The organism is Rufibacter tibetensis (assembly GCF_001310085.1).
Classification (GTDB): Bacteria; Bacteroidota; Bacteroidia; order Cytophagales; family Hymenobacteraceae; genus Nibribacter; species Nibribacter tibetensis.
In genome coordinates, this window is the sequence record NZ_CP012643.1 from 973,129 (window position 1) to 998,928 (window position 25,800).

At 49.6% G+C, this 25,800-nt stretch carries 22 protein-coding genes; 10 read left to right on the top strand and 12 right to left on the bottom strand.

Going from position 1 to position 25,800, the window contains the following annotated elements:
- Positions 1–57: 57 nt before the first annotated feature.
- From DC20_RS03730 to DC20_RS03755, 6 genes are all read right to left on the bottom strand, one after another.
- Entirely contained in the window at positions 58–1,338 is a 1,281-nt protein-coding gene (locus DC20_RS03730; RefSeq protein ID WP_062542609.1) for a hypothetical protein, read from the bottom strand.
- Complete coding sequence (locus DC20_RS03735) at positions 1,335–2,636, bottom strand: DUF2851 family protein (RefSeq protein ID WP_071885548.1); 1,302 nt, start codon at positions 2,634–2,636, stop codon at positions 1,335–1,337. The genes DC20_RS03730 and DC20_RS03735 overlap by 4 nt, the downstream gene beginning before the upstream one ends.
- A gap of 100 nt (positions 2,637–2,736) precedes the next feature.
- On the bottom strand, positions 2,737–3,567 hold the full coding sequence (gene pyrF, locus DC20_RS03740) for an orotidine-5'-phosphate decarboxylase (RefSeq protein ID WP_062542611.1): 831 nt from the start codon (positions 3,565–3,567) through the stop codon (positions 2,737–2,739).
- A 653-nt stretch (positions 3,568–4,220) separates the two neighbouring features.
- Positions 4,221–4,874: a LolA family protein gene (locus DC20_RS03745; RefSeq protein WP_062542612.1), complete on the bottom strand. Its 654-nt coding sequence runs from the start codon at positions 4,872–4,874 to the stop codon at positions 4,221–4,223.
- Positions 4,875–4,912: 38 nt separating this feature from the next.
- Positions 4,913–7,618 (bottom strand): FtsK/SpoIIIE family DNA translocase, encoded by a 2,706-nt coding sequence (locus DC20_RS03750; RefSeq protein WP_062545774.1) that lies wholly within the window; start codon positions 7,616–7,618, stop codon positions 4,913–4,915.
- Between the two features lie 84 nt (positions 7,619–7,702).
- Positions 7,703–8,731 (bottom strand): quinone-dependent dihydroorotate dehydrogenase, encoded by a 1,029-nt coding sequence (locus tag DC20_RS03755; RefSeq protein ID WP_062542613.1) that lies wholly within the window; start codon positions 8,729–8,731, stop codon positions 7,703–7,705.
- Between the two features lie 326 nt (positions 8,732–9,057).
- On the opposite strand from DC20_RS03755, the gene DC20_RS03760 reads away from it, so the two are divergent.
- The 4 genes from DC20_RS03760 (at position 9,058) to DC20_RS03775 (ending at position 11,058) form a co-directional block, all read left to right on the top strand.
- On the top strand, positions 9,058–9,576 hold the full coding sequence (locus DC20_RS03760; protein WP_169788152.1) for a GAF domain-containing protein: 519 nt from the start codon (positions 9,058–9,060) through the stop codon (positions 9,574–9,576).
- 15 nt (positions 9,577–9,591) lie between these two features.
- Positions 9,592–9,888, top strand: coding sequence for a hypothetical protein (locus tag DC20_RS03765; protein WP_062542615.1), 297 nt, complete (start codon positions 9,592–9,594; stop codon positions 9,886–9,888).
- A complete protein-coding gene (locus DC20_RS03770) occupies positions 9,861–10,232 on the top strand; it encodes a hypothetical protein (RefSeq protein ID WP_157593039.1) in 372 nt (123 codons plus the stop codon). The genes DC20_RS03765 and DC20_RS03770 overlap by 28 nt, the downstream gene beginning before the upstream one ends.
- A 91-nt stretch (positions 10,233–10,323) precedes the next feature.
- Complete coding sequence (locus tag DC20_RS03775) at positions 10,324–11,058, top strand: DUF72 domain-containing protein (protein ID WP_062542617.1); 735 nt, start codon at positions 10,324–10,326, stop codon at positions 11,056–11,058.
- A gap of 199 nt (positions 11,059–11,257) precedes the next feature.
- On the opposite strand, the gene DC20_RS03780 is transcribed toward DC20_RS03775, so the two are convergent.
- Positions 11,258–12,286 carry an LLM class flavin-dependent oxidoreductase gene (locus tag DC20_RS03780; protein WP_062542618.1) on the bottom strand — a complete coding sequence of 343 codons (1,029 nt, stop codon included), beginning with the start codon at positions 12,284–12,286 and terminating at the stop codon, positions 11,258–11,260.
- 161 nt (positions 12,287–12,447) lie between these two features.
- On the opposite strand from DC20_RS03780, the gene DC20_RS03785 reads away from it, so the two are divergent.
- Entirely contained in the window at positions 12,448–14,925 is a 2,478-nt protein-coding gene (locus DC20_RS03785; protein ID WP_062542619.1) for a penicillin-binding protein 1A, read from the top strand.
- A 167-nt stretch (positions 14,926–15,092) separates the two neighbouring features.
- On the opposite strand, the gene folB is transcribed toward DC20_RS03785, so the two are convergent.
- Genes folB through DC20_RS03800 form a run of 3 tightly spaced genes read right to left on the bottom strand, consistent with a single transcriptional unit; the run spans position 15,093 to position 17,415 of the window.
- Positions 15,093–15,452 (bottom strand): dihydroneopterin aldolase, encoded by a 360-nt coding sequence (gene folB, locus DC20_RS03790; RefSeq protein WP_062542620.1) that lies wholly within the window; start codon positions 15,450–15,452, stop codon positions 15,093–15,095.
- Positions 15,453–15,463: 11 nt separating this feature from the next.
- The gene (locus DC20_RS03795; protein WP_062542621.1) at positions 15,464–16,489 is read right to left on the bottom strand and encodes a DivIVA domain-containing protein; all 1,026 of its coding nucleotides are present in this window, start codon (positions 16,487–16,489) and stop codon (positions 15,464–15,466) included.
- The gene (locus DC20_RS03800; RefSeq protein ID WP_062542622.1) at positions 16,486–17,415 is read right to left on the bottom strand and encodes a WD40 repeat domain-containing protein; all 930 of its coding nucleotides are present in this window, start codon (positions 17,413–17,415) and stop codon (positions 16,486–16,488) included. The genes DC20_RS03795 and DC20_RS03800 overlap by 4 nt, the downstream gene beginning before the upstream one ends.
- 84 nt (positions 17,416–17,499) lie before the next feature.
- Here DC20_RS03800 and DC20_RS03805 point away from each other — a divergent pair, with 84 nt between their 5' ends.
- The 5 genes from DC20_RS03805 to DC20_RS03835 all read left to right on the top strand — a co-directional run bounded on the left by DC20_RS03805 (position 17,500) and on the right by DC20_RS03835 (position 24,078).
- A complete protein-coding gene (locus DC20_RS03805) occupies positions 17,500–18,141 on the top strand; it encodes a 4'-phosphopantetheinyl transferase superfamily protein (RefSeq protein ID WP_062542623.1) in 642 nt (213 codons plus the stop codon).
- 95 nt (positions 18,142–18,236) lie between these two features.
- Positions 18,237–18,830: a redoxin domain-containing protein gene (locus tag DC20_RS03810; RefSeq protein ID WP_062545775.1), complete on the top strand. Its 594-nt coding sequence runs from the start codon at positions 18,237–18,239 to the stop codon at positions 18,828–18,830.
- A gap of 338 nt (positions 18,831–19,168) precedes the next feature.
- On the top strand, positions 19,169–19,813 hold the full coding sequence (locus DC20_RS03820) for an O-methyltransferase (RefSeq protein ID WP_062542625.1): 645 nt from the start codon (positions 19,169–19,171) through the stop codon (positions 19,811–19,813).
- Positions 19,814–20,019: 206 nt separating this feature from the next.
- On the top strand, positions 20,020–22,251 hold the full coding sequence (locus DC20_RS03825) for a LysM peptidoglycan-binding domain-containing protein (RefSeq protein WP_071885373.1): 2,232 nt from the start codon (positions 20,020–20,022) through the stop codon (positions 22,249–22,251).
- Between the two features lie 927 nt (positions 22,252–23,178).
- Entirely contained in the window at positions 23,179–24,078 is a 900-nt protein-coding gene (locus DC20_RS03835; protein ID WP_062545776.1) for a cyanophycinase, read from the top strand.
- A 93-nt stretch (positions 24,079–24,171) separates the two neighbouring features.
- Here DC20_RS03835 and DC20_RS03840 read toward each other — a convergent pair whose 3' ends face one another.
- Positions 24,172–25,095, bottom strand: coding sequence for a bestrophin family protein (locus tag DC20_RS03840; protein ID WP_062542628.1), 924 nt, complete (start codon positions 25,093–25,095; stop codon positions 24,172–24,174).
- Positions 25,096–25,137: 42 nt separating this feature from the next.
- Complete coding sequence (locus tag DC20_RS03845) at positions 25,138–25,599, bottom strand: hypothetical protein (protein ID WP_062542629.1); 462 nt, start codon at positions 25,597–25,599, stop codon at positions 25,138–25,140.
- Positions 25,600–25,800: the final 201 nt, after the last annotated feature.

A 25,800-nucleotide genomic window follows, 5' to 3' on the forward strand; every position in this document is an offset into this window, starting at 1 on the left:
GAAAACAACGCTAAAAACAAAAGGGATTGCAAAAATAGGCAAAGAAAACGGAATAGGTTAGTTCTGCTGCTTTGATAGCATTTGGAGCCAGGTTGGAATGGGTCCCCACGCAATTACCACTAGAAAAAAGAAAGGCAGCAAGGGCGCCCGGTACCGGTGTAAAGAGCCCAGATTTGGCGTTGGCAGTGTCACCAATACCGCTGAGATAAAGAAGAACACCAGCAGCACTCCCAAAAATGAAGGAAGAGCAGGCACTTTCCGCGTGCGGAACAAATAAATGAGAGTTAGTAGAACCAGCAGGAAGAGAAACAGGTTTTCTACCGCCATCAATTTGTACACTAAAGACGAAGGTTCCCAGATAAAGGGCCTGAAAAGCATTTGCACTACTGCTGACGGTGCATGCAGGAGCACAGATAATAAGGTTGGCTGCAGGTCAGGAAAATGCAGCAATGGATTAGCGGGATCTGATCTTAAAGTAAGCACCTGGTAGTTGTAAAGCAGGTGATTTACGAAGAAATCAAGGTCGAACGCCGGGTGGGAAAAAGACCCTACAAAAGCCCCCAGCACAATGAGTCCTGCCCCTGCTAAATATTGAGATCCTCCAGAGCGAAATAGGGAGAATCGCCTCGCCAGCCATTTTGTTAAAAGAAAAGGCACCATCAAGACGATAAGAATTGCCGCTAAAAAGAACTTCATGCGCCAGATTAAATAGAGGCACGGCAGGAGAAGGATACCTTTTTTGGTTGCTTCAGAAGGGCCAGAGGCTTTGTAAAGCTGAAGCAACATTCCTACGGTTAGGCAGAGCCCACCCATAAACAATGGTTCCTTCAGTACTCCGCTTGTCCAGAACACAACAGAAGGAAAGAAAAGAAACACGACGAATGCGGAGGTACCATACGCCGGAAAGTGCCTTCTGATCTGCTGAACCAAAAACCAGGCACCCCAGAAACTAAATAAAGACAGGTAAAGCCCGCTCCACCAATAGGAGTTATTGGTTAGCAGGTAGAGTAAACTTAAGGGCTTTAAAAAAAAGAAGGAATTGGAGTAATCTTTCCAGTAAACAGGCAGATTACCTATCTCATTGAAAAACATGAACTGAAGGTATTTGCCTGCATCCTGCTTTGCTAACTCTGCCACGTTCTGGGTTTGCGCATGGAAAGTCCAGGTGTCGCCCAGATTCAGGTAATTCTGGTAAACCCATCCAAGAAGCAAACCACAGCTAAGCTTAAAAAACAACGCTGACCAGAAAACCAAGCCTTGCCCCTTTTGAACGGACCGCCACAGCAGGTAAATCAACAGAAGAAAGATTGGAAAGTGCAGCCAGGTCAGCAGGTTCATGCAAGGGTAAGGTTCTGTTTTATCAGGCGGTGCCCGATGCTGCAATGTACGCATTTTCGGGGAGCGCAGTAGGTTTGGTACAACCCCAGCAAGGCCTGAGAGTCTGCTGCGCATTGGTGCGGGAAACCCAGGCCAGTGTACAAGCGGGTAATTTTGTTTTGTTCCTTGGTAAGACTTTCCAGCAGTTCCACCGCCTTCTCTTGGAAAGCCGCGTTGTCCATCCGTCGGCTGTCAGCCATTAACAAAGGAACCACCACATTGATTAAAAGCCCTTGGATACTTTCGTCCCCAATAGTTGGAAAGGTCTGCTTTGACGTTTTCCCGCTGGTAACACGTTTCTGCCAATACTTAGGTGGCGTCTGCCGAAAGAAGCTAAAATACTCTTCTACGGACGTACATTCCATCATGCCCGACCATAGGTGTGGGTGCGCCTGCAAAACCGCATACCACTGTCCCAACCTCACCATCGGAAAATTAGCGGGTCTGAGCCGAAGATAGTTCCAAGCACTTTGGGGCAGAGGATCTGGCAGTGAGTGCTTTTGGGAAAGGTACCGATGTTCCTTTGCTAAAGACTGGACATACTCATCTTGTTCTAAGTCTTCTTGAAGAGCCAGCATCCCAGCCTGCCCAAATACTAAAGCTTCCAATTGCTTAGTTGAGTGGCGGTATTTGTTGATGATACTCCAGGGAAGTGCCTGTGAAAGCCGCAAAAAAGCATCTTGGTTGATTTTGAAGCCAAAGCCTGCCGTCAAGGTCTGGTAAACGGTGCTTTCCCAGTCATTTCGGTTCTGCTCCAGTCTTTCCAAAACTAGGGTTGCTTTTGCTTCAAGCCGTTCCAGTAAAGTTCTATCCATCATGGCAGATTTGAAAACGCTATCCACTTCTAGGATCTGCCCCGAACAGGGAATCTCTTCTTTGCTCCAAACTAGTTCCTGGTATTTAGCTTGCAGGGGCAGTGCCACTCTTCCCTGCAGTTCCAGAGTAGGCAAAGGTGTTCCTTCCTCTCTAACTACAGGTTCATCGTCTTCCCAAACCACGTGAAGTACTACCTGGTTGTACTTGGCATCAAGTTGATGTTGGTGCCGGCGCCAGTCTGATGCTTTTAGGTGTATTTCAACACTGCCCACCCATTCCGCCTCTCCTACTTTAATGCGGGCACTGTAAAAATCCGGACCAGCGTCTAGTCTGTTGTAATACCCTGGGTGAAGAACAACTACCTCTTCCTTGGAAGTCGTCAATAGTTGATCCTTCCGGAAGTATTGGTAGCGCCAGACATAGTGCAGGAAATCCTCTTTCATAGAAACGGGAACAGGGTTCATGGCTTTCTCCGCATACGCAGCAGACCGTGAGCTCTGTTCCCGTTTATGGGCTATTTATTTTAAAACTCTTCTAAAACGACTACCGTGGGAGATAGTCATTCAAGTATCTGTCCATTTCCTGCTGAACAGTCAAGGCCGCAGCGCGTGCTTTCTCCGCGAAGTCCTCGCCTTGAGAAGCGTAAATGATCTGGCGGGAAGAGTTTACTAACAACCCGCACTGCTTGTTCATGCCATATTTTGAGATTTCCTCCAGGCTTCCACCCTGTGCCCCTACCCCGGGTACTAAAAGGAAATGATCTGGCGCCAGTTCACGCACCCGTTCTATGTAATCATGGCGGGTAGCGCCTACCACGTACATCAGGTTTTCAGTGGTGCCCCACGCATGACTGTTCTGAATCACTTTTTCAAACATGAAATACGACTTTCCTTCAGACACTACGCTTAGAAGCTGGAAATCATCGTGCCCCGGGTTTGAGGTGAGCGCCAGCAGAATTACCCACTTGTTAGGGAACTGCAGGAAAGGCGTCACCGAATCTATCCCCATGTAGGGAGCCACTGTGAGCGAGTCAAAGTTCATTTGCTCAAAGAAAGCCCGGGCATATAGTTCTGACGTGTTGCCGATGTCTCCTCGTTTGGCATCGGCTATGGTGAAAACATCTTTCGGGATAGCGCTCAAAGTTCGTTCTAGGCTCATCCATCCCTTAGGACCATGGGCCTCATAGAAGGCCACGTTGGGTTTATAGGCCACGCACAAATCTGCCGTTGCCTCAATGATCTGCCGGTTGAATTCAAAGATGGGATCTTCGAAATTAAGCAGGTGCGGCGGGATCTTTTTTATATCTGTATCTAACCCAATGCACAAATAAGAGCGTTTGCGCTGGATCTGTTCAAATAATTCTTGTCTGGTCATGGGGCAAAAAAGGTCTACACAAAGCTAATGTGTTTTCTGTTTGTTTCAGGAAAAACAGAGGAAAAATAGAGAATGAAGAATGTTTAAAAAACAACACAGTGATGCTTTTTGCATGCAATTGGTTATTGCTGGCGAGGTTGGCGGTTGATGCGAGGCCCTTATGCTGGGTTGTTTCATCTCCGGCGATATGCGCTCACGGCCGCGAGGCCCCGTCTTCCCCTCTCGCACTGCCCTTTCGACCTGAGCAGTACACCTCTCTTAGCTTCTGCCGATCTATGGCCAAAAGCGAGGTGCTCGATGGGAGGACTGGAACAGGGAAAAGTTACAAGAGTTTTTTTCATCTTAAATTCAATCTTCCCACACTTCTTATGGTTCAAGTCTGTGACTTGGACCTACCATGACCTGAAGTTTGCAACTTCAGTTGAGCGACAGCTACAAAAACGATATTGAATGAATCATGTAGAGCAACAGGGATGATGAATTCTACATAGATGATGCCCCTTATGGCATTAGCCCTAGGAGATGTTTACATCAACAGATGGCCCCTTTCAAAAATAAACTTTTAGCTGAAATACCTAGAAACGAGAAAGCCCCTGCTATAAAGCAGGGGCTTTCTCGTTTAATATGTGACTTGTACTGCTAGCTGATTAAGATTAACGCAGGTCTACTACTTTCAAGCCTTTGTACTTATTCTTGTCGAAGGCGAAAGTACCGGCGTCTACCGGAGGGTTGGCAGTGAATTTATTGATCTTGTAGGTGTAGCGGTTACCGTTCTTCCGGAACATCTTCCAGGATTTCAAGGAATTGTCTTTTTTACTAATGTGCAGACGCACTTTGAAAACCTGATTTTCGCGGTCGTTAGGGGTTAGGTCAATCACGTGCACGGCATCACCACCCTCTTTTTCTTCGCCGGCATACACGTATCTATAGCCTTTTTTGTATAGGTTATAGATCTGGTTAGGGGTCATTTCCTGCTCATCTGGGTCATTGTCAGAGATGGTTACTTCTCCTTCTTTCTTCATGATGGTCCAGATGATGGCTCCGTTGTTGATGATCTCCTGCCCGGCTACGGCCAGACGGTATTTATTGCCAGATACCGTGATGTCGCCGTTGATGGATTCCTTCACCTTTGCCGAGGGGCTTTCCATGGTTTGGGTAAATCCTACTTTGAAGGCATTCATGGCCTGGTATTTCTTGCTCATGGCATCAAGCACCTTTTCAGCCTGTGGGTCTTTCTGCACGTTCTGCGCATTTGTCAGCTGTACCAACATCAAAAGCGCGAGCAGAAAAGAAAATATTCGTTTCATGGGTGTCTATTTTAAATGAATTAACTGCGATCGTTTACTTACGGTTGCATGTTATTCAATAACTGTTCCAAACTGTACTCATCTGGAATTAAAACTTCGCGGGCCTTGCTGCCCTCAAACGGACCCACTACCCCGGCAGCCTCTAATTGGTCAATTAAACGACCAGCGCGGTTGTACCCTAGTTTCAAACGACGCTGCAAGAGTGAAGTACTACCTTGTTGATGAGTCACCACAATGCGGGCGGCTTCTTCAAACATAGCGTCTTTGTTGCTCGGGTCAAACTCGGCTTTCTCGTTTCCGCTTTCGTCACCCAGGAACTCTGGTAACAAGTAGGCATCTGAGTACCCTTGCTGCCCGCCAATGAAATCGCAGATGCGGTCTACTTCTGGCGTATCAACAAACGCGCACTGCACGCGAATCAAGTCAGAACCCAACGAGAACAGCATGTCCCCTTGGCCAATCAACTGGTCGGCACCGCCGGTATCCAGAATGGTACGGGAGTCAATCTTGGAGGTCACTTTAAAAGAAATACGGGCCGGGAAGTTCGCCTTGATAATACCCGTGATTACGTTCACACTTGGGCGCTGCGTGGCAACTACCAGGTGAATCCCAATAGCCCGGGCCAGCTGCGCCAAACGGGCAATAGGTGTTTCCACTTCCTTACCGGCAGTCATCATCAAGTCAGCTAACTCATCAATCACCAGTACAATGTACGGCATGAATTTGTGGCCCTTCTTGGGGTTCAGGCGGCGCTCCACAAACTTGAGGTTGTATTCCTTCAGGTTACGGCAACCGGCATCTTTGAGCAAATCATAGCGCTGGTCCATCTCCATACAGAGTGAGTTCAGCGTATTCACCACTTTCTTTGTATCAGTGATGATGGCTTCGTCAGTATCGGGCAGCTTGGCCAGGAAATGACGCTCAATCTTGTTGAACAGCGACAACTCCACCTTCTTAGGGTCTACCAACACAAACTTCAACTGCGACGGGTGACGCTTGTACAGCAACGAAGTCAGGATTGCGTTCAAACCAACTGATTTACCCTGACCCGTGGCACCTGCCATCAATAAATGGGGCATTTTGGCCAAATCAGTGATAAAGACCTCGTTGGTGATGGTTTTTCCGAAGGCGATCGGCAGCTCCATCTCGCTCTTCATGAACTTCTCGGTGCTCAGGATGGATTTGATAGGCACCATCTCTTTTTTCTTGTTCGGCACCTCAATACCAATAGTTCCTTTGCCCGGGATTGGGGCGATAATCCGGATGCCCAAGGCCGCTAAACTTAGGGCAATGTCATCCTCCAGACTCTTGATCTTGGAAATACGCACCCCAGCCTCTGGCACTATCTCATAAAGCGTTACAGTGGGGCCGATGGTCGCTTTGATACTGGCAATCCCGATATTATAGTTACCTAGTGTCTCTACAATTCGGTCTTTGTTTGCTTCCAGTTCTTCCTTGGTTACCTGAACTTTCGCCACACCGTAGTCAGTGAGGAGTTCAATGGAAGGGTATTGGTAACGGGGCAGGTCTAAGGTAGGGTCGTAGTTCTCGCTTACTTCCAGGTTCTCAACTTCCTCTTCCTCGGGTGCCAGATTCGCAATGGCCAGTTCCACTTCTTCCTCCGGTTCTTCCAGCAACACATCATCGTCTTGCTCTACTTCCAAGGCCAATGGAACAGACGCCAGGGGAACAGAAGGTCTTGGGGTTACCGGCAATTCATTGACAGAGAATAATTCTTCCTGCGGCTCCTCAACTTCATCCTCCTCATCTTCAAATTCTTCGTCTTCAAAGAATTCTTCATCCTCAAACTCCTCGTCTTCGTCCTGAAATTCATCTTCCTCTTCAGGCTCTTGCTGCACTAAAAAAGGAGCCGGGAAAGCAGGTTCTTCCACTTGAGGTTCAAATGAGCCGGTAGGATTGGTGAGGTGATTCATGCCGGCAGAAGGTGAAGCATAAACACCAGTTTCTGGTCTTTCCATCACCGGCACAGCGGCAGCAGGCTCCACAGATTTAGCAACTCTGCCCCTGCCAATGGTAGTAATGTTGAAGAAGAAGATCACGAACCCGCCTAAGGCAAAAGCCATCAGCAGACCAGTTCCCCACCCCAGCAGACTCTGCAGCCAAAGAGCAGTTTCAAACCCAATACCGCCACTCAGAAAGCCATATGTATCAGTGGCTTTGTTTAACAGCACCAGATACCCGGCCGTGACACAACCCCACAGCAGCCCGAACAGGCAAAGGGTTAAAACCGAAGAAAGGGTAACGGTGGTACGCCGGAAGACAATTTTATAGCCCACGTAGAACACTATGGGCACAAAAAAGAAGGAGGCAATGCCAAACCAACGGTTAATGAAATAATCAGAAATCCAGGCGCCAAACAGGCCCAGCCAGTTCTCTGACTCCAACCCGGCTGCCTTCACATCCTCGGTGGTGACAGATTCCACAACGCTTTGGTCAGCGGTTCCGGTGAACAGGAAAGAGACAAACGCAATGGTTAGGTACAACGAAGACAACAGGAAGAAAAACCCGATGAACAGCTGCAGCCGTCGGTCTTTCAGGAAGTTGAAAGATAGTTGAGGAGCCTTGGGAAGCGACCTCTTGGGTTTGGCTTCTTTGGGCGCACGGTTCTCCCTTCTCTCCTTAGGCTCATTCTGTTGCCTCTTCGGTTCATTCTGCTGAGCCCTCGGCGCATTCTTAGGCCGCGGACCAGTCTCTACATCCCGTTTATATGTGTTCGTTGCCATGCTGTCTCCAAACTTCAAATCTACACTATTCCGTTCAATAAGCCTTGAACATTTTACCAGTATATGGGTTGTAAAATATAGTATTTACTTAAGTAACCGTTGGTTAATCTGCTTGATCAGCCTTGGTCCTTCGTAAATAAAGCCCGTGTATAATTGTATTAAATCGGCCCCGGCCGAAAGTTTCTCCAAGGCATCTTCGGCTGTCATAATGCCGCCCACACCTACCAGGCGCACTTCCTGGGGAAGTTGCTTGCGAAGGTAGCGCAGCACCTGGGTAGAGGCGCTGGTCAGGGGCTTTCCGCTCAGGCCACCCGCTCCCATCTCAGAAACACTGGTTGTAGAGGTTTGTAGCCCAGCCCGGCTGATGGTGGTATTGGTAGCAATTACGCCAGATAGCTGTGTTTGACTTGCAATCTCCACTATGTCATCTAGCTGGCTTTCATTCAGGTCTGGCGCGATTTTCAGCAACAGCGGTTTTGGTTTAGCTTTGCCCTGGTTCCGGTTCTGGAGGTTACTCAGCAAATCAAGCAACGGTTCTTTTTCCTGTAACGCCCTTAGGTCTGGCGTATTGGGCGAGCTCACGTTCACCACAAAATAATCTACCACGTCATACAGCGCATCAAAGCAATACAGGTAATCCTGCAGCGCCTGCTCATTAGGGGTCACTTTGTTTTTACCGATGTTTCCGCCCACAATCACGTTGCTTTTCCGGCTGCGCAACCGTTCCACGGCCCTGTCAACGCCTTCATTGTTGAAACCCATCCGGTTGATGATGGCGCCGTCCTGGGGTAAGCGAAACAAGCGTGGTTTAGGGTTACCGGTCTGTGGTTTAGGTGTCAAAGTGCCTATCTCAATAAACCCGAAGCCCAACTCTGCATATTCGTCAATCATGCGGGCATCTTTGTCAAAACCAGCCGCTAAACCCACCGGGTTAGGAAAAGTAAGCCCAAAGACTTTGCGCTCCAGCCGTGGGTCATTTACCTGAAACATGCCCCTGGAAATGGATTTGGCCAAAGGCAAATGAAACCCGGTTTTGAGGGCAGAAGTGGTTAGATGATGTACCTTTTCAGGGTCTAACTTAAAAAGCAGCGGACGGATAAGATTTTTATACACGGCAGAATGGGTTTAGGCAAAGATAAAAAATAGCCTGTTTTTGCCTTCATTTATATGCACCAATAAAACTTTGCTTTATCTCCTCCGTCCAAGAACCAGATTCTGCTGCTTCATACCCTTTGACTTACCCTATTTAGGGAGCGTTTTAAAAAAAGGGAGCATCAAATAAAAGTGCAAACCCAAAAGTTTATAAAAAAAATTAAAATATAACTTTCCAAAACGGAGGTAAAACCTATCTTTGACTCACCGTGACAGATACAGTAAGTTAGGAGCAGCACCTGAAAGGCATGATTTATGCTTTTAAACAGGAAATTGGACCGAAAAAAATGTTAGGAATCTGGAACCCGAGATTAGAAGTAGCGTGGGCAACCGAAGATGAGACCATACTAGATGCCGCAGTCCGGTTGTCTCAAAGATCTGAGCAGCCATCCTTTGCAGATGACGTACTTTTGTTCCTGCACCAGCATTCTGGAGCAGACGTTATCATGATTTGCCACAAGACCAGCGTAAAAGGTGAGATGAAAATCCTGCGTTTGCTGTACCAAGGGCAATCCCTTCCTATCCAAGCCACGTACACCTTAGAAGGAACTCCTTGTGCCAATGTGACCCGGCACGGCGTGTTGTATTTTCCCACCGGAGTTCAGAAGCGCTTTCCTGCGGATGTCCACCTGCGGGAATATGGCATAGACAGCTATTTTGGCTCTCCCCTGATGGGCACATCTGGAGACCTGTTAGGCGTTGTGGCGCTCCAGCACCAGAAACCGCTTCCAAATGCACAGCTTATTGAATTGTTGCTTACCATTCTTTCCCCTTCTTTGGAGACCCTGCTGGAAGATCGCCTTTGATTTGAATTTAGTTTTATGAAAGGAACCAAAAAATGTCCCCATTGCGGCCACTGGTCTCCCTGGAATCAAGAAATAACTGACCGCTGTCAGAATTGCCATAGGCTTCTTGACCCTGCGGCCTATGAACGGCAGGCAGCCCAGGAGGAACGGAAAGAGGAAGAAAGCAAACGGTTTACCCTTGATTTCATAAGAATAAACCCAGACGACCCCTATTTCCTGAAGTTCTTTAAAAGCATAGGGCTAGGATTTCAATTGGCTTTTGCGGGTATCGTCTCTTTTATTTTATGGCTTATCGCAGTTTTAGCCGGCTAAACTGGAAAACGTTCACGCCCCTCTTCTGGCTTTTGGCCGCGCTGTATCTGGGCCACCGGTTGTGGGCCTGGGCTGAAGATCCCCGCCCCGCTCTCCTGCGGTTTTACCTGGATGACCTGCTCTGCCTGCCCCTTCTGCTCACCGTGACCCTGTTTCTGATGCGTTTTCTCTACGGTCCGCAAGTACGGTTTTCTGTGTACCATGTGGGCTTTGTGGTGGTGTATGTTTCCCTGGCCTTTGAGGTATTCCTGCCGCTTTTTATGCCGCGTTACACAGGTGATTTTCTTGATGTGCAGCTGTATGCCGCAGGCGGATGGATATTTTACCGTTTCCTGAACAAGTAAACTTATCCCGTTTACCAGCCGATTTTCTAAAAGGAGGTCCTAAACACTAGCTTTCCCAAACCAAGAATGGCTCCTGCGTATAAGTAGGGCTATGCAGGAAAAAGGAACCGTTTACATTGGCACCTCGGGGTGGCACTACAACCACTGGAAAGGAAACTTCTATCCGCCGGGGGTTACCTCCAAGCTGTTCACAGAACATTACCAGCGCTTTTTTAGAACCGTAGAAATCAACAATTCCTTTTACCGCCTGCCCACCCCTGAGACCTTCGCCGCTTGGCGCAACAGCGTACCTGATGATTTTCTTTTCGCGGTGAAAGCCAGCCGCTACATCACGCACATGAAGAAACTCAAAGACCCGCAGCAAGGGTTGGCGCAGCTGTTGGGCAATGCGCAAGCGCTGGAGGAAAAGCTGGGCCCCATCTTATTCCAGTTACCGCCTGCCTGGCGCCTGAACTTGGAGCGCTTCCAAGATTTCCTGAGCGCACTTCCACCTTACCACCGCTACACCTTTGAATTCCGGGACCAGAGTTGGTACGCCCAAGAAGTCTATGATTTGCTCCGCGCCCACAACCACGCGTTCTGCATCTATGACCTGGCCGGACACCTTTCTCCCATAGAAGTCACCGCTAATTTCGTGTACATCCGCCTCCATGGTCCCGAGGGGAAATACGACGGCAGCTACTCTGAAAGCACGCTACAGTTTTGGGCAGACCACTGCCGAAACTGGGCTCAGGAAGGAAAAGACGTGTACGTGTACTTTGACAATGACATGCACGGGTACGCTCCCTTCAATGCTATCCGGTTACAGGAGTTGGTGAAAGGTTAGTTCTAAATTTTGAGTGCCGAGTTGAGTCTATGTTATATGCGCTGGCGCGAGCGTCCCGCTCGTGTCCACACGTATTGCAGAACTAAATTTGCTTATAGATCTAAAAAAGTGATTCAGGAATGCGTGCGGACACGAGCGGGACGCTCGCGCCAGCGTTTTCAAATAGTCTTCTGTAAAACAGCCAATAAACAACAAACAACTATGTCCTCGGCTCCAGCCCATATGCCTCCGCCAGCAACTCATAGCTGCGCAGCCGGTCCTGGAAATCATAGGTGATGGTCACCACCACAATCTCATCTACAGCGTAGGCTTCTGCAAGAGCGTCTAATTTGGCTTTCACTTGCGTGGGTGTACCTACCACCATGCGTTGGCGGTTGTACTGCACTTGGGCCAGTTCATCTTCCTCCAGGTCGTCATAGAAGACCTTAGCTACTTCCAATGAAGGCACGCCACTGGCTTTTCCCTGCCTAACGTGGAGCATGAGCATGTCCATGGAGAGTTGCAGCTCCTTTGCTTTTTCCTCGGTATCTGCGCAAATGACAAAAATCCCGAAGTTTCCGGCCGGCTTTTTCAGGAAAGCCGAGGGGGTGAATCTTTTCTGGTAGGACTGCATCGCCTCAGGTCCGCCGTTGGGGTTGATGAAATGCGCAAACGAAAATCCCATCCCGAAGTGGGCCGCAAACACACCGCTTTGCCCGCTGGAACTCAACAGCCAGCGCTCCGGGGTAGTGGCGGACCGGGGCGTGACTTTCACCTCGGCCGCTTCGGTCCCATTCAGCCCATCCTGCAGGTAGCGGTCCAGGTTCATGAGCTGTTCTACAAATTCCTGCTCGTTGAAATGGTTGTAAGGATTGAGCAAAGCGGCGGTTTTGCGATCGGTACCGGGTGCGCGACCAATGCCCAGGTCAATGCGATTAGGGTACAAGGCCTCCAGCAACCTGAAATTCTGGGCTACTTTCAAAGCGCTGTAATGCGGCAGCATGACCCCACCAGAGCCAATGCGCAGGTATTGAGTATTGGCTGCCAGATGCGGGATCAGCACCTCGGGCGAAGGGCCAGCCAAACCCAGTGAGTTATGGTGTTCAGAAACCCAATAGCGGGTGTAACCAAGTTTATCGGCTAGTTTAGCTAATTGGAGCGTTTCTTGCAGCGCCTGTTCAGGGGTTCCGCCCGCCCTTACTGGCGATTGGTCTAGCACACTCAGCTTAATTTTTTTCGCGTCTGCCATGGGCGTTTACTGTATAGAAAGAGAAAAGAAACAGGCGCTAATAAGGCCTGCGCAATTATGTTTTACGACCAATTTGTGGAAAACGTCCCAGATTCTGCGTAACCTTACCGGTTTCATGGAGGTAAGCATAGCTTTTGCCTCGGTTTATACGTTCTTAGCGCATGCCCTTTTTTAACTCCTACTTCGGAAGCTTCTCAGACTGGATGAACACCCGCCGTAAGCGTTGGCTAACCCGGCATGGGCATACATTATCTATGAGTTACTGGAAATCATTGGACAGAAGAGGTTGGTTACGGGTATTAGGAAAGGGTGTGGCGGCTGTGGCGCTGGTCTTTTTCGTGTTCTACCTGGCGGTGTATTTTGGGTTATTTGGCTGGCTACCCACCAAACGCCAACTGAAAGCCGTGCAGAACAACATGCCCTCTGAGGTCTACACGGCCGACAGTGTGCTCATTGGCCGCTACTTTATCCAGGACCGAACCAACGTAGCCTATAAAGACATTGCCGAACCGGCCATCCATGCGTTAGTGGCCACCGAAGACGTCCGTTTCTATGAGCATGATGGCGTGGATTACCGAAGCTGGGCCCGTGTTTTCATCAAAAGCCTTCTCCTGCAGAATGAAGCTTCCGGTGGAGGAAGTACTCTAAGTCAGCAGTTAGCCAAAAACCTTTTCCCCCGCAAGAACTTAGGGTTTCTTTCCATGCCCGTAAACAAGCTGCGCGAAGTGATTTTGGCGCGCCGTTTTGAGGCCATTTACACCAAAGAGGAGATTTTGCAGCTGTATCTCAACACCGTGCCCATGGGCGGAAACGTGTACGGCATAGAATCAGCAGCCCGGCGGTTTTTCAATACCTCCGCAGATTCTCTTAAAACTGAAGAAGCCGCCGTGCTGATTGGTTTGCTGAAAGGAACCACGTATTACCACCCCAAACTGTACCCTGAACGTTCTTTGCAGCGCCGGAACGTGGTGCTGGCTCAAATGGCGAGGTACGGCTACCTCACCCCTGAACAAAAAGATTCCCTGCAAAAACGCCCGCTTACCCTTCGGTATAATGCTTACTCGCACCACAGCGGTTTGGCGCCTTACTTCAGAGAGCACCTGCGCGAAGAACTGACGCATTGGGCAGCCCAACAGAAAGACGCAGAAGGCGACCCGTACAACCTCTACAACGACGGCCTCAAGATTTACACCACCCTTGACAGCAAAATGCAGCGCCATGCGGAACTGGCCCTTCGGCAGCGCATGAAAACTCTGCAAATTGATTTTGACAAGCACTGGGGAAACAAAGCCCCATGGACCGGCCAGCCCGATGTTCTGAAAGCCGCCAAGGAGCGGTCGCTCCGCTATCGGCGTCACAAAGCGGCTGGTATGTCTGATTCTGAGATAGACGAAATTTTTAATACCCCACGCAAGATGCAGGTGTTCAGGTGGCGCGGCGAAGTAACCCGCACAATCAGCCCCATGGATTCTCTGCGACACTACCTGCGTTACCTTAACGCTGGTTTCCTTGCCATGGAGCCCACCAGCGGCTACATCCGCGCCTGGGTAGGCGGCATCAATCACAATTACTTCCAATACGATCATGTGCGCTCGCGCCGGCAGGTGGGTTCTACCTTCAAGCCCTTTGTATACGCCGCTGCCATGGACCAAGGCATTGCGCCCTGCTCCTACTTCCCTAATGACCGCCGCGTTTTTCCTGAGTATGAGAACTGGTCGCCTCGCAACGCTGACAACCAGTACGGCGGCGCCTATTCCATGCTGGGGGCACTTACCCATTCTGTGAACACGGTGTCAGTGAACGTGGCCATGCAGGCAGGTATTCCTAAAATCGTTCAATTAGCGCACAGCTTGGGCATCAAAGGTGAACTTCCCTCCACCCCTTCCCTGGCCCTCGGCACCGCCGATGCCAGTTTGCTGGAGATGGTGGGCGCCTACGGGGCACTGGCCAACGGAGGCTACCAGGTGAAGCCCCGTTATCTACTGCGTATTGTGGATCGGCAAGGCCGAGTGCTCCTGGACCAGACCAACTCCAATGGACAAGGGGAACACGTGTTATCCAGTCAAACCACGGCGCTTTTACGCCCTATGCTGGAGAATGTGGTCAATGAAGGTACCGGCCGCAGGCTGCGCCAGGAATACCGTCTGAACATGGGCATTGCAGGTAAAACTGGTACTACCCAATCACACGCCGATGGTTGGTTTATTGGCTACACCCCAGACTTAGTGGCAGGCGCCTGGGTGGGCGGAGAAGACCGTCGCATCCGTTTCCGAGATTTAGAGAAAGGCGGGGGAGCTAACACTGCTCTTCCTATTTGGGGTACTTTCTTTCAGCGCCTAAGCAAGGACAGAGCTTACCGCAGATACGCTTACAGCCAATTCTCCCCGCTTCCCAGTCATCTGCAAGGGTATTTGAACTGCCCTCCGTACCAGCCGCCGTTTGTGGAAGAACCTATCATTGAAGAGGAAAGAGGCTTAGATGGCTTCTTTGAAAGAAGCGGCCGTAAACTGAAAGACTTGTTCAAAAAGAAAAACAAGAACAAGGATAGAGACAAAGAAAGAGACCGTGAAAAAGACTGGCAAAAGGAGCTGGAGAAGGAACTGGAAAAAAGAAGGGATAGAGGAAGAGGCAGAGACTAGCAATGGCTCCAGCTTCTGCCGCTTCATACCAGCTACTATCGCCAAAGTTTTAGAACGTACCAGATAAACAAAAAGCCTGACCATGTAGAATCTGATCAGGCTTTTTCTATGTTCAGCTTTTAAAGTTATTTTACAGAAAACAGCCTTAAAAGGAATTTGGTAATCTATTAGCTCCCGCTTCTCTCCAGGGTGATTTTAGCCTTATGGCAAATGCCGCCCAACGGTGGGTTAAACTTAGAGACGCTTACTTTCACCTGCTGCACAAAAGGAAATTCCTGCAGAATGGCTTCCATGATGCGGTGGCCCAAGTGCTCTAATAGGCGGGCAGGAAGGCTCATCTCATGAAGGACCAGTTTGTACAGCTTCTCATAGTTCACCGTCTCGTCCAGGTTGTCTGAGGCGGCCGCGGAGTGCAAATCAGTCTGGATGTAGAGATCTACCCCGTACTTGTTGCCTATTTTCTGCTCTTCGTCATAGAACCCGTGAAAGGCAAAGAATTCCATGCCTTCCAGCGCAATCTGGCCCATAAACGCCAGAACTAGATTTCGTCAAAGAAAGAACCGCCGCCGGCTGCTACTGCAGGAGCCGGTTTGGCCTGGGTAGTCATTGGAGGCTGAACTTCAGGCGTGGTAGGCACTGGGCTTTCCCGCTCTGGTTCCGGCTCCTCAACAGGTGTTGGGCTTGGCGAAGGAATCACGTCTGGTCTTGGCTCTTCAATCTCAGGAGCCGGGCTTGGAGACGGCACAGATGGTCTTGGTGGTACTATCTCTGGGGTACGCGGGTGCACATCTGGCGTTGGGTTGTGCATTGGCGTAGCCGGAATGGTGCCTGGGGTGGATGGAATAGACTCACGGCTTCCGCCGCCGCCAATTTCATATCCTCCGTCCTGTGGCTGGTCTATAAGAGCAGCGGCTGGTACGTTCGCCGACTTGGTGGCCGGAGCGATAGGTGCTGAGGTTAATGCGTTCATGGAAGGATCTTTTTCGTCTTCGGGCCGCTGTGCTTTAATTTGAGCGGCTCTTTGTAAGATACTGGCAAGTGAAGCTTTAGGTTTTGATCTGGTTTTCTCTACCTTGTCAAGGGCGTCAGAGGCCAGGTTCTGCAGGTCGCGCACCATGTTCTCCAGGTAATCTTCCAGACGCAGGTAATCCTGCTCCAGGTTTTTCACCTCGGCATGCATTTCTGCAACAGTTTTGTCGGCTTGCATGTACGCACTTTCCAGCACGCTGCGGGCTTTCTGGCGGGCGGCCTCCAGTACCTGGTCAGCCTTAAGCTGGGCTTCGCGAATCTGAAGATCGGCGGCTTTGGTAGCCTGGTCCACAATGCTGGTGCTGGTGTCTTCGGCGGTCTTGAGGGTTTTGTAGAGTGATGATTCCACCTCACGTAGTTTCTGGACTTCGCGGCCGGCCACTTCCAACTTCATGCGCAGGTCTTTGTTCTCGTCCTGCAATCTCTCCCACTGCTGGGAAAGCGTGAGCAGAAACGCGTTCACTTCGTCCTTGTCCAAGCCCCTAAACGCTTTTTCAAACGTTTTCTGTCTGATTTCTAACGGTGTAATCTTCATAATTCCTTCAAGGTTAACGCCCAAACCGCAATGCTGCGGTCATCACTACACGAAACTAACTGATTCCAATGAGCCGACCAAAACAATTTATTGACAGAACTACCGTGGCCGGCGTGGCGGGCTTTGTCAATCACTTTCAATAATTTGAACGTCTGGGCATCCCATACCTTCACACTTTTGTCCATGCTGCAGGTGGCAAACAGCAGCCCGTTGGGGCTAAAAGCAATGTGGTTAAGGGTGAACAGGTGCGCAATGATACTGGCGTGTTCCTGGTAGTGGTTTTCTACTTCCCACACCCGCAAATGGGCATCGCGGCTGCCGCTGAGCAGGTAGTTTCCTTCAGGCGTATAGGCCACCGTGAACACTGAACCGGTATGCCCTTCTAACGCCCGCTTTACTTCCAGCGTCTCTAAGTCCAGAATTAAAATTCTTTGGTTGCTCAGTCCCAAAGCCAACTCAGGTTTTGAAGGGTGCAGGGCCAGGCAACGGGCACTTTTCTCAGACAACCGCTTCACCTTTACCATTTCCAGCTTTTCCAGATCAATCACCACCAAAGAGCCATCGCCCAAGGCCAGGAAGGCACGTTGCGAGGACCAGGAATACTGGATGTCAAAGATGGCGGCGGGCGGTAGCAGAATGGTTTTCAAAATGGCTTTCGCCGATAGGTCCAGCACCTCCAGGCTATTATGGTTGTGCCCAATGAGCAGCCAGTTCCTTTCAGGCACGTACTTGAGCGCGTACACGCTGGAGCTCACCTTGGCCACCAATTCACCATTCTCGGGTTGGGTCAAATCCCACTGGGCCACCATGCCATCGGCCCCGGCCGAAAAGAACTTTTGTGGTTCGGGTGCCCGCTCCAGCGTGTAGACGCAGTCGCGGTGACCGGTGAGGGTGGTGATTTTCTGAACCTGAAACGGGCTGGCCATGGGGTACGGTAAAAGTAAGGAAAGCTATTTTTGCCTAAATTTACCAAAAACAGCCCAATAACGCCTTCTTCCAGCCCGCCTCTCATGCCGCTCCTCCAATTAAAGCCATTGTCTTCTACTTCTCTTTTAGGGCTTTGGCAAGTGGCGGAGTCCATAGAAACGTTAGAGGAACAGCTTCTTTCACTTCGGCCCGACCACCACTTGCCGTTTTTTAAAGCAGAAACGCGTACTAAGGAATGGCTGGCTGCGCGACTACTAGCCTATACCTTGCTGGAGAAACTGGGAGCGCCCAACCTGTATTTGCAATCGCTGGAAACGGGTGAGCCTACGTGTTCTGATGCTTCCTGGCAAGTTTCTTTAACGCACTCGGCGGGTTGGGTAGGAGCCCTGGTTTCCTGCTCACACAGAGTTGGCATAGATATTGAAATACTAGGAACCAAAGCCCCGCGCCTGGCACCACGGTTCCTGAACGAAGAAGAATTGGCCGCAGCCGCAGATGACCCGGAAAAAATGCACCTTTACTGGAGCGCGAAAGAAACGCTCTACAAAGTGTACCGCCACCGGAAACTGGATTTCCAGGAGAACCTTTTGTTGCAAAACTTTGAACGGAAACCAACAGGAATTTTTTCCGGACGGATAGTCACTGGTGCGTTTGACCAAAGCTATGAGGTACAGTATGAGGTTCACCCTGCTTATGTGCTGACCTATGTATTGGCCCCGCTTTAAAGGTTTTTTAACGAGACCCTGCGCCTGGATTTACCTCAGCTTTTCAAAAACGGACTGCAAACGTGGGGCAGAACTTAGACATTGAAAGAAAATTTATGAAACGATACTTTACTTTATTTGTGGCGCTCTTCCTGATAGGAAATGTATTTGCGCAGAGCGGCTACCGGATTGGCGCCAAGGTGGAAAATTTCACCCTGAAAGATGCCCAGAACCAAGCGGTGGAACTGTCTAACTTTAAAGATGCTCCTCTGCTGGCGGTGGTTTTCACCAGTGTGAGCTGCCCATACGCCAAACTTTATGAAACCCGTTTGCAGCAACTTTCGCAGGCGTACACCGGCAAAGGCGTGCGGTTTGTGTACGTAAATACCACCATAGGATTAGAGGAAGGCAGCCAGACAGATAAAGCCCAACCGGACCGTCCCAGCGCCCAGACCTTCCCGTACCTGATTGACGAAGGCCAGCAGTTAAGCAAGCAGTTTGGTGCTACCAAAGCCCCTGAAGTCTTTGTGCTGCAAAACTCCCCAGACGGCTTCTACCTGCGCTACAAGGGTGCCATAGATGACAATCCGCAGGCGGGTAACTACGTGAAACAGCGGTATCTGGCAAATGCCTTGGATGCGTTGTTAGCCGGCAGAAGCGTAGCCGAGGCAGAGCGCCGTGCCACAGGTTGTTTGATCAAAAAATTCTAGGGCCTCATATGGTTTAAGAACACATTTAGTAAAACTCGCCCAAAAAGAATCCTTTGTACAAGCCTGTTGCGCGAGCGGCAGGCTTGTTTTCTTTAGCAATTATCCAAGTCTACTATGGCGCGGAGGTTACTTCCGTGATTTGGAAGAGAAAGTCTCGCAAGTAACTTCCGCGCCATAGTAGTGGAAAGGACCACATATTTTAGCAGGTACTCCCTTGCTACTTGTACGTGTGATGTTTTAAGGCTCTTTTCTTTAAATAGGCTAGAAATCCCTCTCCTATCCTTCGTTGCTTTACCTTTGCTCCTGAAATTCATACTTCCTACTTCATAATTGAAACCATGGACTTTCTGGACCCTGACTTGAACGCCTACGCGGAGGCACATACTTCCCCTGAAACACCGTTGCTGCACCGGCTTAACCGTGAGACGCACCTAAACGTCATGAAGCCACGCATGCTGTCGGGGCATTTGCAGGGGCGCACGTTGGCTATGTTTTCGCAGATGCTTCGGCCGCGCCGCATTCTGGAGATTGGCACCTATACGGGTTATTCAGCGCTTTGCCTGGCAGAAGGACTAACCGAAGACGGTGTGTTGCATACCATTGACGTGAATGACGAGTTAGAGGACATGGTACGCAGTTACATTGCAGAGGCGGGGCTTGAGCAGAAGATCCAACTGCACATTGGGCAGGCCGCAGACGTCATCACAACTCTGGACGAGCAGTGGGATCTGGTCTTCATAGACGCTGATAAAAAGAGCAATGGCCTGTACTATGACATGGTGCTGGATAAAATGCGTCCCGGTGGCTTCATTTTAACCGATAATGTACTCTGGAGCGGAAAGGTAATAGAAAAGTTCAGGCCTAAGCTGGACAAAAACACTGAACTGGTCCTGGACTTCAACCGCAAGGTGCACGAAGACCCACGGGTAGAAAACCTCCTGTTGCCCATTAGAGACGGTATTTTGGTGGCCCGAAAAAAGTAATCCACAACATGTGGACAACCCCGTGGAAAAGCGGGTGGATAAATTTTTACCTACCATCTGCTTCTTTGGCGCCCTCAAAATCACCTACTTTGTAGAGAACCTGCTGGTACAACCCATTACCCAATAGCTATTTAGGCCAAAGTAATTACAGTTTTACAAGAACATAGGTTTTCTACTATCCTTTTACCCTTTCCCACGATAATTAGATGAAAAAGTCTTTATCGCTCCTGCTACTCAGCCTGTTGTGCCTGGTAGCGCAAGCCCAAACCCCGGTTGTTCCTAACAACATCTACTTTGCAGACATCCACCTGCAGATTCAGGAAAGCGCCCGCGGCGACATCCAGAAGATGGTGGACGCGCTCACCAAGCACCCGGGATATTTCCAGAAAAAAGTAGAACTCGCTGACGCTTACTTCCCTTTTGTAGAGCAGGCGTTCAAGCAGGAAGGAGTTCCCACCGATTTTAAATACCTGGTACTGCAGGAAAGCGGGCTGGTATCTGATGCCGTGTCTACGTCTAATGCCGTAGGTTTCTGGCAATTCAAAGAGGGCTCGGCCACTGAATTGGGAATCAAAGTAAACAGCTCAGTAGATGAGCGCAAGCACATCATTGAGTCTAGCCGTGGAGCCGCCAAATACATGCTCCGCAGCAACGCTTATTATAAAAACTGGTTCAACACCCTCCTTTCTTACTACCAAGGCTTAAACGGCACCAAAGCCCTGACTAAGACGTCAGACATTGGGGCCAAGAAGATGGAGGTAACCAGCCAGACAAACAAATACCTGCTCACGTTCCTGGCCCACAAAGTGGCGTATGAGAATGCCATTGGTAAGAACCCCAACCCTACCATCACCTTACAGCCGGTAAAAGCAACCCCAGGTCAAACCCTTACGGAGATTGCTATGGCGGCCCAGGCCGATGCCGCTGAAGTGGAGCGCTATAACAAATGGCTGATGGCCTCTACTGTGCCTTCTGACAAAGAATACACCGTGATGGTACCTTACGTTTCTGGTGCTTCCCGCCCAGTTCTGGCGCAGGCTGCCGGACCAGTGAAAAGATCTAATGCAACCATCAGAGTAAGCTCTGCCAGATCCAAGGATAGCGTAGGCCGTATCAAAGGTTTCTTCCAGGTAATCAAAGCGAAGCTGAACAACACCTACGCTCCTGAGTCATTGGTTGCGCAGGAAGGTGACACCAAAGACATGCTGGCTTTGAAGGGAAACATCTCTACCAGCAAGTTCTTACGGGTAAACGACATGCAAGCCACTGACGAGGTTGTACCTGGCAAAACGTATTACCTGCAAGGCAAACGCAACAAGGCCAAAGACACTGAGTTCCACGTGGCCCAACGCGGGGAGACCATGCATGAGATTTCTCAGAAATACGCCATCAAATTGAACAAGCTTTTCTCTAAGAACCGCATGGCAAAAGGTGAGAGCTTAGAGCCGGGCCGCGTGGTTTGGTTACAGGAAACCAGACCTAGCAGCATTCCGGTTGAAATCAGACCTCTGGAAGAAGAAGCTCCGGTAGCTACTGAAGTTCTGGCCCAGAAACCTGCTTCTACTCCGGCAACTTCTGCCGCTAAAACACCAGCTACCCCAAAACCAGGAAGCATCAGTGTAGAGGTGGAAGATCCTGCGGCAGCTCCTTACGTGAAAAAAACGCCAGCTGCTGACAATGCTACTGCTCCAGCAACATCTGGTCAATACCCGGGCAAGAACCCAGCGGTTACTTCAAAGCCAGCTCCGGTTCTTGAGCGTAAATCTCCGGAAGATGCGGTTATCTCAGACGTAAAAATTGCACCTGCGCAACCCGTGACGGCTCCTATTCCTGCCTCAGGTACTCACATCGTAGAAAAAGGCGAAACGCTGTACTCCATCTCCCGCAGATACACCATTCCGGTGGCAAATCTGCTGGCCTGGAACAACATGGACGGAAGCGCTCCCCTTCCGCTTGGCAAAGAGCTGGTGTTAACTGGTTCTGCTACGGCCGCTACCACTTCAGTTCCTGCTGCTTCATCTGCTCCTGTTTCTGCTCCTGCCACTGCGGCCCCGGTTGCTTCTTCCGCCCAACCAGTAGCTGGTGAGCACACGGTAGCACCTGGAGAGACTTTGTACGCCATCTCACGCAAGTACGGTGTATCTGTGCCAAACCTGCAGCTTTGGAATAACCTGGGTACCGGTGCCATTTCCATCGGGCAAAAACTGGTAGTAACCGCACCTGCTTCAGAAAGCGCAGTACAAGCAGAGACCACTTCTACCGCAGCCTCAACTGAAACTGCTACCAGCACCGTCACCCACAAAGTAGCTCCCGGCGAATCTATGTATGGCATCTCCCGCAAATACGGAGTAACCATCCAGCAAATTCAAGAGTGGAACAACAAAGCAGATTACAACGTGAGTGTAGGCGAAAACCTAGTGATCAAACCAAAACAATAAGCATTCTACCTCATAAAAAACAGAGAAGCCGGCCCACAAGCCGGCTTCTCTGTTTTAAGCCCACTTTCTGGAAAAGCGGTTAAAAGGTATTTATGATATCAGTTAGTTTCCATCTATAAAGATGCTGAGTTGATCCGCGTAGATTTGCGGGTGTAAACATCCTCCTTCGCCCTTTCAAAGGCGGAGTATCAGCTTGAGTAGTTCAGCTATCGTTTTTTAGGCTTTCGCCTCACTGCAGTTGCAAACTGCAGGTCATGGTAGGTCCAAGTCACAGACTTGAACCATGCTTTCTTATTATGAACCATGCTTTCTTTTGGAAAGCAAAGTCCAAGGCTTTCCCCTTTTCCAGCCTTTCGTCTGAGCGCCTAGGACTCGACCCGGTGCCGCGTTAGCGGCAGCCCTGAGGGGCAGGCGAGAGGCCACAGCGCGAGGGCGGAAGGCGGGGCCTCGCGGCCGTGAGCGCTTACCAGAAAAGATGAAGCAACACAGCTCATAAACCCACGCAAAAGGCAGCCCATTTAAAGGAACAGCAATTTTGTACAAAATAAGAAATCTGCCATTTGTAATCAGGTTGTTAAACTTAAAAGGTGTACAAAGGCAGCCTACTCCTATGTTCAGAACCATTGCTTAAACTTAAGGTAACCACACTCCAGTTTAGCGGCTATTTTAAACAAACCGGCATCAAACCCAAACCCCTGTTTTTCCCTTACCTATTTCCTCATTCAGAGTCGCAGCGTCTCTTCTTTCCACAAAACTCCACCGCTAAGTCCCCCTTCATTTTCATGAAATAAATTATTTATTATCAATAATTTACTATTACTTCATCCTGTAATCTCCCCTCCTTTCTTTGGCCTTGCCTACAAGCCTGAAGAGATGTTTTCGCAATGCTTTCACTTAAGTAAAGATCACCTCTTAACGCGCAAGAACATGGCCAAAAAGCAGGAAACAGCACTCCAACACTACCCTTCTAACCGTAGGTTTATTCCGAAAGGAAAGTTGTTAGCCATTGGTGGGAAGGAAAGCAAAGACAATGAAGGCCAACCTGAGGGCAAAGACCAGAACATCAACTTTATTAGTGAGCAGATTCTTAAACGGTTTGTGGAGGAGTTAAAGGGCGACAACCCGATGGTGGCGGTGATACCTACGGCGTCGCAGGTGCCGGAAGAGTTAGCTCAGGATTACGTTACCGTTTTCAAGAATTTAGGTATCACTAATGTGCAGGTCATGGACATCCGCAACCGGAAAGACGTGCAGGACCCGGCACATATTGAAACGGTGAATAAAGCGGCGGGCATCATGTTCACCGGTGGCGACCAATTGCGCCTCACGGCTATTTTTGGTGGTACGCCGCTCCTCTTAGCAATGAAAGAACGGTACGCTTTCACTGACATCATCATAGCAGGCACCAGTGCCGGAGCTGCTGCCATGTCTACCCCCATGATTTACGAAGGAGAATCACAGGGCGGCTACATTAAAGGGGATGTGCGGGTGACTACCGGCCTTGAGTTCCTGAAAGATGTGGCCATTGACACCCATTTTCTCACCCGCGGTCGCATTGTGCGCATCACGCAAGCCATTGCCACTAACCCAGAGTGCATTGGCATTGGTTTGGAGGAAGACACCGCCATTTTGGTCACCGAAGGCGGCAAAGTGGAAGTAGTGGGCAGCGGTTTAATCACGGTGATAGACGGAATGGACATGACCGAGACCAACATCTTTGATATTCAGAACGGAGAACCCTTTACCGCCAAAGGCCTGCGGGTGCACATGCTGGGTGACAAAGACGAGTATTTTATTCCTACCTACGCCCGCGTTCAGTTAAAATAACAAACCCGGCGTTTAAAGCCTGCTTTTTTCAAAACAGTTCCTAAACGTCGGGTTTGCTACATGATAGCTGCTAATCTTATTTCAGAAGGTTACTCACAGAATGTAAAACTTGGCAGCAGTCTGTGGTTTAGGCGAAAGGATCTTCGGTTCCTGGTACTCGCGCAGCATCTGTTTTAAATCACGGTCAATGGTTTGCGCGATGGTAGTAACCGGAGTATCTGTGGGTTTGTTTTCAAACGGGTCCTGCAAATGAATGGCCATTTTCTCTATTAACAGGAAGGAAGAAGCAATGGCTACCACCAGAGGTACCATCATCATACCAAACACATCTATCACCCCAAAAGGCAACAGGGAGATAAACAGGATAAGGGCCAGGTGGGTGTACAGGCTGTACGTGGCCGGGAAAACAGTATTCTTGATGCGCTCACACCCACCCATAGAATTCGTGAGCCGAGTGAGGGTACGGTCCAACTCAATCTGCTGGTGTTTGTTTATCCATCCCGCTTTGTAGGCGCGGTGCAGATCCTCCCCGTGCAACTCCAGCAAGGCAACGGGTTTGTTTGTAAATTCCTCTAAGTAGTCTAGTTGCCCCGAATGCAGAAGGCTCTCCACTTCCTGTACAGGGTTCAGGCCCCGCAGGGACTGCCCCAGGCTATAACACCAGGCAATCTGCCGCTTCACAAACATTTCCTTAAAATATAGGGCCTCTACAGAATTATAGGGTGTGTCTACAAAATTCAGGATTTGACGGGCCAGGGTGCGGGAATCGTTGACAATGGCTCCCCAAAGGGTACGGGCTTCCCACCAGCGGTCGTAGGCCTGGTTTGATCTGAAAGCCAAAAGCAAAGACAAAATGGTACCTAGCATGGTAGGCACCGCAATAGGAATAGAGATTCTGGTAAAATGGATGTTGATGTACATCACCTCCACCAACAAGGCATAGAGCAAAACCAGCAATACCTCTACTTTGATTTTCCCAAAGACGTACTTTATAGGAATATTCTTCTTCAATAACATATATCAACAGATTAAGAAAGTAAAACAGAAAAGGAAACTAACCTAGGCTTCAAGCTCCACGCCATGGCTTGCCTGCGGGACCCATGGCGTAACCGTGATAAGCGGCAGGCCACATCTATCCAAAAATGGCTTTGGGTCCTGGCTTAATCTGCCAATAGTCTGGTGCCGGTAATTTCCTGGATCAATGAGGAATGCAATCTGGTGGGCGTGCAGGAAGTTTTTAAAAGCCACCTGGGTAGTGCCGTAGAAATAGGCTTGCTCCACAGAGGCAATCTCAGGAAGTTCTTGCTGGAGCTTTCGGCAGTTTTTCCAGAAATCAGGAGAAACCAATCGTTCCTCCTCGCTTCTTCTGGAAAGCATCAGCAACTCGGTGATAGAACTGGACAACCCGAAGGCATGGAACAGGACCACTTTCAGCTGTAGTCCGGGAAAGGTTTGGGTTAACTCCCGCAGGCAATGCAGGGTATCTTCTTGAAAATTGGAAGGGATCAATACTGGGGTCATAGCGGTAATGGGTAGCTGGTTTTGACTTCTCCCAAACCTACGCTCGCTGTATTAACCTCTTTTAAGGAGGAAATTAAAATGACATTAGAATTTCAATTCTATTTTAACCCTACACTCATTAAGCTAATTACCAGCCACTTACTTATCACCTATTTCCATATCAAAGGCAAAAAACCTGAACAAATAGAAAACGCCGCCTGC

What these genes read in the sequence shown, in the direction of transcription:
- DC20_RS03730 (WP_062542609.1), bottom strand. Translation starts at nt 1,338, where the DNA reads ATGAACCTGCTGACCTGGCTGCACTTTCCAATCTTTCTTCTGTTGATT.
- DC20_RS03735 (WP_071885548.1), bottom strand. Translation starts at nt 2,636, where the DNA reads ATGAAAGAGGATTTCCTGCACTATGTCTGGCGCTACCAATACTTCCGG.
- pyrF (WP_062542611.1), bottom strand. Translation starts at nt 3,567, where the DNA reads ATGACCAGACAAGAATTATTTGAACAGATCCAGCGCAAACGCTCTTAT.
- DC20_RS03745 (WP_062542612.1), bottom strand. Translation starts at nt 4,874, where the DNA reads ATGAAACGAATATTTTCTTTTCTGCTCGCGCTTTTGATGTTGGTACAG.
- DC20_RS03750 (WP_062545774.1), bottom strand. Translation starts at nt 7,618, where the DNA reads ATGGCAACGAACACATATAAACGGGATGTAGAGACTGGTCCGCGGCCT.
- DC20_RS03760 (WP_169788152.1), top strand. Translation starts at nt 9,058, where the DNA reads ATGTTAGGAATCTGGAACCCGAGATTAGAAGTAGCGTGGGCAACCGAA.
- DC20_RS03765 (WP_062542615.1), top strand. Translation starts at nt 9,592, where the DNA reads ATGAAAGGAACCAAAAAATGTCCCCATTGCGGCCACTGGTCTCCCTGG.
- DC20_RS03770 (WP_157593039.1), top strand. Translation starts at nt 9,861, where the DNA reads ATGGCTTATCGCAGTTTTAGCCGGCTAAACTGGAAAACGTTCACGCCC.
- DC20_RS03775 (WP_062542617.1), top strand. Translation starts at nt 10,324, where the DNA reads ATGCAGGAAAAAGGAACCGTTTACATTGGCACCTCGGGGTGGCACTAC.
- DC20_RS03780 (WP_062542618.1), bottom strand. Translation starts at nt 12,286, where the DNA reads ATGGCAGACGCGAAAAAAATTAAGCTGAGTGTGCTAGACCAATCGCCA.
- DC20_RS03785 (WP_062542619.1), top strand. Translation starts at nt 12,448, where the DNA reads ATGCCCTTTTTTAACTCCTACTTCGGAAGCTTCTCAGACTGGATGAAC.
- folB (WP_062542620.1), bottom strand. Translation starts at nt 15,452, where the DNA reads ATGGGCCAGATTGCGCTGGAAGGCATGGAATTCTTTGCCTTTCACGGG.
- DC20_RS03795 (WP_062542621.1), bottom strand. Translation starts at nt 16,489, where the DNA reads ATGAAGATTACACCGTTAGAAATCAGACAGAAAACGTTTGAAAAAGCG.
- DC20_RS03800 (WP_062542622.1), bottom strand. Translation starts at nt 17,415, where the DNA reads ATGGCCAGCCCGTTTCAGGTTCAGAAAATCACCACCCTCACCGGTCAC.
- DC20_RS03805 (WP_062542623.1), top strand. Translation starts at nt 17,500, where the DNA reads ATGCCGCTCCTCCAATTAAAGCCATTGTCTTCTACTTCTCTTTTAGGG.
- DC20_RS03810 (WP_062545775.1), top strand. Translation starts at nt 18,237, where the DNA reads ATGAAACGATACTTTACTTTATTTGTGGCGCTCTTCCTGATAGGAAAT.
- DC20_RS03820 (WP_062542625.1), top strand. Translation starts at nt 19,169, where the DNA reads ATGGACTTTCTGGACCCTGACTTGAACGCCTACGCGGAGGCACATACT.
- DC20_RS03825 (WP_071885373.1), top strand. Translation starts at nt 20,020, where the DNA reads ATGAAAAAGTCTTTATCGCTCCTGCTACTCAGCCTGTTGTGCCTGGTA.
- DC20_RS03835 (WP_062545776.1), top strand. Translation starts at nt 23,179, where the DNA reads ATGGCCAAAAAGCAGGAAACAGCACTCCAACACTACCCTTCTAACCGT.
- DC20_RS03840 (WP_062542628.1), bottom strand. Translation starts at nt 25,095, where the DNA reads ATGTTATTGAAGAAGAATATTCCTATAAAGTACGTCTTTGGGAAAATC.
- DC20_RS03845 (WP_062542629.1), bottom strand. Translation starts at nt 25,599, where the DNA reads ATGACCCCAGTATTGATCCCTTCCAATTTTCAAGAAGATACCCTGCAT.